This is a genomic window from Okeania sp. SIO2F4 (genome assembly GCF_010672385.1).
Classification (GTDB): domain Bacteria; phylum Cyanobacteriota; class Cyanobacteriia; order Cyanobacteriales; family Microcoleaceae; genus Trichodesmium.
In genome coordinates this window covers 1-6,217 of sequence record NZ_JAAHGT010000576.1, presented here as the reverse complement: position 1 = coordinate 6,217, position 6,217 = coordinate 1, and the positions used below count along the sequence as shown (strand labels likewise).

Here is a 6,217-nt window from a genome sequence, read left to right as displayed (position 1 = left end):
TAATACAATTACTCTAGGATTTTGGGGTCAAGGAGATATTGTTGGTCAACCTCTATTTCCTTCTTATCCTTATCAAGTTGAATGTTTAACTATTGTGGAGGCAAGTATTTTACCAAGGGGTTATTTTTATGCTCAAGAAGTAATGCTTTCTCACATTCAAAGAACTCAAGAACTATTAAGAATTATTCATTCTAGAAAAATCAAATTACGACTGCTGAGATTATTAAAATGGTTAGCAGACCGATTTGGGAATCAACTGCCAGAAGGGCAAATACTTGATATTCGCTTAACTCATCAAGAACTAGCTGACATTATTAGTACCAGTCGCGTAACAATAACGCGATTACTAAATCAGTTTGAACAGGAAAATAAAATTGGGTGGTCACAGAGTAACTGTTTAATTCTTTTTAATCACTAAAAAGACAACTTGTTACCTCCTGCAATACTTTTAATCCTTTGCTCGAACCTCGAATAAGTTGCAAAGCAGCAATTGGTTGTCGAAACATAGCGATCGCTAATGGTAAAGGTAGTAAATTTCCAGATGATGTTATAGCAGAAGAGAGATCGGGAAGGTCATAGTGACAGTCATCGCTAATAACCCTCACCATCGCTACCGAAATAGATAATTTAGCAAAAAAATTGAGAATAGCAAAACCTTCCATATCTACTACTTCTGCACCAGTATTTTTTCCCAGTAGTTGTTTTTCCTCCGCTTTGTAGATGAAGCGATCGCTAGTTAAACCTCTTACCAGAGATGCTTTTTCTTGTAAATGCGTTTGCAACTTGCTAGTTAAAACCTCATTGCACTTTTGCCGAAGCAACTGAGAGTCATCAAATAAAACACACTCATCATAAATAACCACATCTCCAGGTTGATATTGACTAGAGAGACTACCGCATAATCCCATTACCAATACTGTTGATAGTTGCTGAGAAGAAAAATCATGTTTTTCTTGGCATTGATGTAAATAGCGACTAACAGATGTAACCCCTATTGGTAGAGGTAACAATTTTGGAGGTACAGATAAACTACAGCTAAGACCACGTTTTACAGACTTGAATTCCTGTCCTTGAACAACTAAAATTGTATCAATCATTTCTATTAGACCTCTCCAGAAAATAAACTTGCTCTTTATTTAAGACAAGCTAGAGTTGTAAAATTCACTATCCGAAATCATTTTTCGTATCTTTTTCGTGAAAAGATATACCCTGTTCCCAGTTAAGTGTGCCCTGTTCCCTACTAGCCACAAAAAATCTATATCTTTTTCACGCCTATGTCTATTCTATTACAGGTGAAAGTTTAAAATAACTCTAAGCTTTTGGATATCTTAGTTGCATATCTGAATAATTTGATATCCGATAATACAGAATGGTAAGCCCAAGAGTTATCAACTACACGTCTAATTTCCCCCTTTCATGGGAGTATTGACTTAATCAAAGAATAACGATATAATAAGTTACAAAGCCTACTATTAGGCAGACCGATATCACCCATATATGAAGTCCATTAGAACCAAGCTCAAGTTAAATAATAAGCAAAAAGCGCTCCTTACCCAACACGCAGGTTATTCGCTCTGGGGTTTATAACTGGGGTTTAAGTTTATGGAATGCTGCTTACAGGGATGGTTATAAGCCAAACCCTCGTAAGCTTAGAGAAGTTTTTACTAACCATACAAAGCCTTTATATCCTTGGATGAAAAACTTGTCATCTAAAGTTTATCAGTATGCTTTCCGAAACTTGGGTGAAGCATTTAAGAGGTTCTTTCAAGGGCCCTTGTAAATATCCAAGGTTTAAAAAGAAAGGTAGGTCTGATTCATTCACAATTGATAATTCTGGCAAACCAATAGAATTAAACGGTTGGTGTCATAAATTACCTTTTATTGGTATCGTCAAAACTTATGAGCCAATTGAAGCCACTACTCAAAAAATAACCATTAGTAGACAGGCAGGTGATTGGTACATTAGCTGTAGCTATGAATTTACTCCAGTTTCAACTCCAAAGACTACTGAAGTTGTGGGTGTTGATTTAGGTGTGAAAACTTTAGCGACTTTAAGCACGGAAGTGGTTTTCCCTGGTGCTAAATCTTACAAGAAATTTGAAAACAAGCTCTCTAATTTACAATACCTTAACCGCAATAAAAATATTGGTTCTGCTAACTGGAGGGCAGCGCAACTTAAAATTGCCAAGCTACACACAAAGGTAGCTAATATCCGTAAAGATGTGCTTCATAAATTGACAACATATCTAGCTAAAAACCACAGCGTTGTTGTCATAGAAGATTTGAATGTCAGGGGTATGTTAGCCAATCATAAGCTGGCAAAAATCAGTTAGCAGATAGTGATTTTACGAATTCAGGCGACAGCTAGAATATAAGTGCCAATGGTACGGTTCGGAGTTAGTCGTAGTTGAAAGATTTTTCCCATCGTCAAAGACTTGCTCAAACTGTGGTCACGTCCAAGATATGCCGTTAAATCTGAGGACTTATGATTGCCCAGAATGTGGGTTGTCAATAGACAGAGATTTAAACGCCAGTATCAATTTGAGAGATGCGATCGGCTTGATCGTGAATGCCTGTGGATGAGTAACCGCCGACGGCCTTAGGGACGTTGCATGCAACGTCCGTACAGCAGGAAGTAAACAGCAGGTTCTCACTTTATGTGACGCTTTGTATCAGTTTTATAGAGCAGTAATCTGCGATTCGCAAACTTCATGGAAGAAAGCCCTTTTTTGCTCCATGTGATGTTAACCAATTTCGGGTTACTTCATCTAGTGACTCATTACATCGACTAACCTTGTAGTCAAGTTCTGCAATGATGTCATTTGAAAAGCCGAGTTTATCTAAAGTGTGGAGTTCTTCTTTTGTGAACAACGATGCTTTATCTTGTCTTAAGAGAAGAACAGCTCTGTCAATAGTTCCAAGAAGTCCTTTAGGTTCTGTTAATTCGCGAATGTTATAATTATAGTGTAAAAACTGGGGTTTCCACAAAGGAACAACAATCCATTCTTTATTTTCTACTGCATGTTCAAATGCGCCGAAACAATCCTCTTCAGTACCAGTAAGAAACCTATAGCCTGCTGCGGTTAGAGCATATTCTTCCATCATAGCAATCGAAAAACGAGTGATTCCAGCTCCTGCATTAATCCCTTGAATATTCGATTTCATTTTTTGAACAACATTAGGTTTCAGTAGGTCAGAGACATCTGCCACTTCTTCAAAAGGTACACAATCGGGTACACCCCATAATGCGTAAGGCTCATAATGAAGCCCCAACTCAATAAGAGGTGCAACTTCTTCAACATCAGTTTTATAAACACCATGGCTGGATGGCAACCAAGCGGAGGCTAATACATCTACTTCTCCTGCTTTCAGTTTTTTAAAGTTGTCTTGATGAGGTGAGTAAATTCGGTTTACCTCAAACCCCATACTGTTTAAAACGTTAGCAATTAAGGAAGCCGTAACACGATGGAAAGATAGATTGGTAACACCAATAGCGATTTTTTTTGACATAATTTATCTCAACGTTGGTTGAAGACCCGCGCTCTCCGGAACGGGAGCGTCGCATGGGAAAAGCAATCAATATTGCGGTATTTACAATAGTATGCTATGGTATAAAAATAAGGCTGCTGGGCTAGCAGTGTCAGCGCCAGTCGCTCATGGGGGAGACCCCCAAGACCGCGCTGTCTTGTCTGTGGAGTGACCGTAAGACCGGAAAGAGGTTCGGCCTCGGAGGCAGGTGCTATGTTAGCGCAGCTCCTCTGCAAGAGGCAGCAGAAAGCCCCTATCAGCGATGTTAGGGAATCCCGCGCTGTCACGCAAGTGCAGCGTCGGGAGGATGTCAAATTCTCAAAAACAATACTTTAGTGAAGCCCTTTAAAGAGTTTGGGAGATAACAAGACGAATTTAGTTTTGTTATCATACCCAAAGTCAATTTTCTAATTTGTTTATGGCTAGCTAATGAAGCCTCAAAGCAATTAAAAATAGAGGCTAATATCATGTCCGGATGAACAGTTATAAATAATTCGGGAGGAGACAGGAGTCAGGAGACAGGAGACAGGAGAAAAGAATGTATCAGGAGAAAGAAGTTTTTTTATCACTAATTATCCGGACATGGTATAAAGCCTTTATGGAGTCAAAAAAGTACAAGTTTTTCAATTGCTAGAGCTGCAAAAAGTTGGTATGCATGAGCAGACAAGATTGAATCTCCCCAACCTCGCCACACTTCGCACACTCCCCAGACTTTGCTTTAAATATTTTAGGCAATATAGGTCATTTCATTGAGGGTAAACTCTTCAACAGCTCCCTCAGTCGCAGCCATATAATCCTTCAAGTGCTGATTGTTCATATGCGTCTGCCAAAGTTCGCGAGATTCCCAGTTCTCATAAAATAAGAAATGAGCAGGATTTTCATTGTCCTGATGTAAATCGTATTGCAGACAGCCCTTTTCAGCACGTGTAATATCAATAAGCTTGAGAAGTTCTGCTTTGACAAGATCTATTTTGTCTGATTTGGCTTTAACATTCGCAACAATAGTTAGTTTAGACATGATTTTCTCCTTTTTTTCTAAGTTGTTAACTAGCTATCAGCTAGTAGGGGCGAATGGCCATTCACCCCTACTAGGTTAAAATTCCTTTCTAAACGTTTAAAAAAATAATCCGACTGATTACTACTTAGCACTGACCGCTTCTTTAAAGATTAATTCCATTCAGCTAGAACAATTTTTCCAATAGTTCTACCCTTCTCGATACGTTGATGAACATCCCGTAAGTTTTTAGCGTCGATCGGTTTGACTACCTCATTGCAAGTTGTAATAATTACACCATCTTCGATCAGTTTACTCAACTGATTAAGTAAATTACCTTGCTCTGCCATATCTTCTGTTTGATACATCGAACGAGTAAACATAAATTCCCAAACAAAGCCAGCACTCTTACTCTTTAAAGTATCCATATCTAGCGCGCCTTCATTTTCCACAATCGAACAGATTGTGCCTTGGGGAGCGATCGCTTCATTCATAGCTTGCCAGTGACCATCAGTATCGTTCCAGCAAAGAATATAATCGACATTTTGATAACCAACTTGCTTAATCTCTTGTGCTAGATTATTTCGATGATTAACCACTTCATCAGCACCAAGTTTTTGACACCAAGCGATAGTTTCTGGACGAGAAGCTGTAGCAATAACATTAAGTTTGGCTAGTTTCCCTAGTTGAATGGCAATAGAGCCAACTCCTCCTGCACCATTAATAATTAAAATTGATTTGCCTGCATCTGCTCCTTTTCGATTGATATTTAATCTTTCAAACAGAGCTTCCCAAGCAGTGATACCAGTAAGAGGAAAAGCTGCTGCATGGGCAAAATCTAAATTCTGAGGTTTGCGAGCAACAATTCTGGCATCCACTAGATGAAATTCGCTGTTGCTACCAGGACGAGTAATATCTCCTGCATAATAAACCTCGTCTCCAGCTTGAAATTCTGTTACTTCTGGTCCAACTTCTACCACTATACCAGTTGCATCCCAACCAAGAATACGGGGTTCGGATTCAATCTTTTCTTTTGGTGCACGGATTTTAGTATCTACTGGGTTAACAGAAATAGCTTTAACCTGTACCAGTAAATCTTTGCCTTTGGCTGTGGGTTTAGGGATTTCAACGTCTAATAAACTATTTTCGTTGTCAATGGGTAAATATTGAGTTAAACCTACTGCCTTCATAGTTTTCACCTCCAAATTTTAAATATTATTAGCTTATGCTTAGACAACCTCCTTCTTCCTTTGCACCTGCTATCGAAAATCGGGCGCGGTTACTTCTTGGACTACGCTGGAACGACATCAAACTTGCCCTCCATGCGCACATACATGATGCACTCCTCTCCCACTTCGCACGATACCTGATGCATCGACTCTCCGTTCGAGCCGAAATAACTGCCGGGCTCCATGGTCTTGACGTCAGTCTCGCCCGGCACTCGGTACTTAGGTTTACCCTCGATAACTACAGCACGGAATGTCGAGCCCTGGCTATGGATATTTCCGGTAAACCCAGTCGGTAGCTTGACAAGAGTCCCATTTAACTCACCCTCCTGCGGCTTGCCCCAAAGAAAAGCTACCTTTGGTCCATTAGCAGAGGGTGGCATTCCGGGCTGATCGAGCCAAACAATGTTTGATGCGTCCAGCCAAACAAAGTTTGATTTATCGACGTTGATTGGCCTTTCTCCATTAT

At 39.6% G+C, this 6,217-nt stretch carries 5 protein-coding genes and 2 pseudogenes; 2 read left to right on the top strand and 5 right to left on the bottom strand.

The features are described from left to right. On the top strand, positions 1-418 hold a 418-nt coding region (locus tag F6K22_RS27870; protein WP_293105590.1), incomplete at its 5' end, for a Crp/Fnr family transcriptional regulator. Here F6K22_RS27870 and F6K22_RS27865 read toward each other — a convergent pair. Next, the gene (locus F6K22_RS27865) at positions 408-1,097 is read right to left on the bottom strand and encodes a phosphorylase family protein (protein WP_293105587.1); all 690 of its coding nucleotides are present in this window, start codon (positions 1,095-1,097) and stop codon (positions 408-410) included. The two genes, F6K22_RS27870 and F6K22_RS27865, sit on opposite strands and share 11 nt — an antisense overlap. A gap of 400 nt (positions 1,098-1,497) precedes the next feature. Between F6K22_RS27865 and F6K22_RS42525 the strand changes: the two are divergent. After that, a pseudogene (locus tag F6K22_RS42525) lies at positions 1,498-2,583 on the top strand (RNA-guided endonuclease InsQ/TnpB family protein). A 126-nt stretch (positions 2,584-2,709) separates the two neighbouring features. Here the strand turns inward: F6K22_RS42525 and F6K22_RS27850 are convergent. The 4 genes and pseudogenes from F6K22_RS27850 to F6K22_RS27835 all read right to left on the bottom strand — a co-directional run. Further along, positions 2,710-3,510 (bottom strand): glycine betaine ABC transporter substrate-binding protein, encoded by an 801-nt coding sequence (locus F6K22_RS27850; protein ID WP_293105582.1) that lies wholly within the window; start codon positions 3,508-3,510, stop codon positions 2,710-2,712. Between the two features lie 862 nt (positions 3,511-4,372). Continuing rightward, positions 4,373-4,546 (bottom strand): annotated as a pseudogene (locus F6K22_RS43170) (putative quinol monooxygenase); the annotation flags it as partial. A gap of 149 nt (positions 4,547-4,695) precedes the next feature. Continuing rightward, entirely contained in the window at positions 4,696-5,712 is a 1,017-nt protein-coding gene (locus F6K22_RS27840) for a zinc-binding alcohol dehydrogenase family protein (protein ID WP_293105577.1), read from the bottom strand. A gap of 101 nt (positions 5,713-5,813) precedes the next feature. Next, positions 5,814-6,217, bottom strand: a 404-nt coding sequence (locus tag F6K22_RS27835) for a DUF4437 domain-containing protein (protein WP_293105575.1), incomplete at its 5' end; no start/stop codon positions are given.